Origin of the sequence: Streptomyces sp. NPDC046876 (assembly GCF_040645035.1) — a bacterium.
GTDB lineage: Bacteria > Actinomycetota > Actinomycetes > Streptomycetales > Streptomycetaceae > Streptomyces.
In genome coordinates, this window is sequence record NZ_JBEYXK010000227.1 from 1 (window position 1) to 1,984 (window position 1,984).

Genomic DNA, 1,984 nt, shown 5'->3' on the forward strand with positions numbered 1-1,984 from the left:
TTGGGGATTGAGTTTGACGAAGTCGCATTAGTGGAGCTTCCGCACGGTTGTTGATTAATAGTGTCCACATGAAATCATGAACAGAATGCAGCTCAATAAATGGGTACGAAAGAAACGCATTATATATAGAAGAAACTCAAAAATAAACTGTTAGAAACGAGGAAAACCCATGTCCCATTCACATTCCAATCGCGGCGGCAATCGACCGGAAAAACCGGTATTGTCCCCACAATTCTTGTCCGTCTCTCACCGGTCGTTGTTCTTCCAACAGCTGAATGATTTAACCAGTTCCCAACAAACCAGTCCCGAGTACCAGGCAGTCCTGTTCATCCTGACCAGCGATGATGAATTATATGAAAAAATGGGTCCTTATTTTAGCAGCGACGGGTTCCGTTCGTTCGACCTATTCGATGAAGTCGATTTCAGCAGCGGCTATGCCAAAATTGCCCGGGCCGCAGCGGATTTATTCGGTCAGGACTACAAAACGTCGCTTTCCGACTTGGTCGGCTCACTGAATCACGACTTGTTCCATACGTTCCTGCAGGCGTTGATCATCCGGAAGTACGGGGTGAATGGGTGATGCAGCCGTCCTACAATGCCGCGGAAGTGGCACATGAACTTGGCTGCAGTATACCGACCGTCTATGGCTACGCGAACAAGGGGTGGATCCGGAAAGTAGACGATCCGCATAAACTGTCCGGATCTACTCGCTTTGTCCGGGAGGATGTCGATCGATTGAAGGCAGAACAAGAACGCTTGAATGAGGCAGGTCGTTCCATTACCGAAGTGGCCAAGCAGTTCGGCGTCTATCCGCAAAAAGTGAAGGAAGCCATAGCGGCATTGAAACTGGATATTTAGTGGTCCAGGCAATTGCATTCTGAAAAAGGTTGCTTGGATCAATACCGATTACTGGTGCTAACACCTGGAGTTCCTTGAACAAGCAAAAACAAAAGGTTCAGCGAGCGTGCCCAGTTACCTGCAGTGATTTTTTTTGAAAAAAAACGGAGCAATTGGGGAAAGCAACATCACAAAGTCGAAGCCGAGTGCCCATTTATACGCACCTCTTTTTTTCAAAAGAATCGCGTCGTTTTGGGTTTCCCGCAGGGGCTACTGGACAAGCACAAAAATCACGTATCATGAAAAAAGAAAGAAAAGAGCATAAGAGAAACATGCCCCCATTTTCAATGTGGAACTAGGCAGAGCCTAGTGTTTGGATGGGTACACGAGATTTCGTTTTTGGCACAAGCTTGTGCCACTTTTTTTCCGGGTTGGCACAAGTCTGTGCCACGAGAAATTGAAGAATCGAACATAATAACGGATGTTTTTCTAGAATTTTTTAATTCCAGAACAAAGTTTCAAGCCTCAAAACAGTAGCAAGAAAAAAGATAAAGCACATGGATCGGCTTTGAAAAGTTGGTACAAAAGTGTACCAAAATCAATTTTGGGTGCAAGCAAATAAACCCCTGGCTCTGCCAGGTCTGGCAATGCAATTGCAAGCACGTTTTCCTTATGCTCTTTCTCTGTTTTTTGCTGGGTTCGTGAATTTTTCGGTTTAAGTTAAGCCCCTGCAGGAAACCCAGCGGACGTCGTTATTTTTTGAAAAAAAATCACTGCGTATAAATGGGCACTCGCATTGAATCTTGTTGTTCTGATTTTCTTTTTTGAAACGGACGAATCCATTCTAAAAAAAGAAAGGCATTTCCGAGGTGATCGACAGCAGCCAAAATTCCGGAGTGCCCAGTTATACACCACCCCAAATCGGGGTGGTGATTGGGAAAAAAATTGTCGCCTTCGGATGTATAAAATCAATCAATAAAAACGAAAAGAAGCACACGGATTCATTTAGCTATCTTGCCAAATAAACGAAAACGAAAAAAAGAAAGCGAATGCCGATATTCAGCAATTGCTTTCTTTTTTTCTCGCTTCCGATAACCTGTGATATGTAAACTGATTTAAGATTGATTGCGTAGATTTTCGAGCAACC

General features: G+C 44.1%; 2 protein-coding genes. Both read left to right on the forward strand.

What is annotated here, in order from left to right:
• The first annotated feature begins 169 nt into the window (after positions 1-169).
• The gene (locus tag ABZ924_RS38575; protein ID WP_361920409.1) at positions 170-580 is read left to right on the forward strand and encodes a hypothetical protein; all 411 of its coding nucleotides are present in this window, start codon (positions 170-172) and stop codon (positions 578-580) included.
• Positions 580-858, forward strand: coding sequence for a helix-turn-helix domain-containing protein (locus ABZ924_RS38580; protein ID WP_361920411.1), 279 nt, complete (start codon positions 580-582; stop codon positions 856-858). Before ABZ924_RS38575 ends, ABZ924_RS38580 begins: the two co-directional genes overlap by 1 nt.
• The last annotated feature ends 1,126 nt before the right edge of the window (positions 859-1,984 follow it).

Bases quoted from the DNA above. Each gene is read 5' to 3' on its own strand.
- ABZ924_RS38580 (WP_361920411.1), top strand. From the start codon at position 580: ATGCAGCCGTCCTACAATGCCGCGGAAGTGGCACATGAACTTGGCTGC.
- ABZ924_RS38575 (WP_361920409.1), top strand. From the start codon at position 170: ATGTCCCATTCACATTCCAATCGCGGCGGCAATCGACCGGAAAAACCG.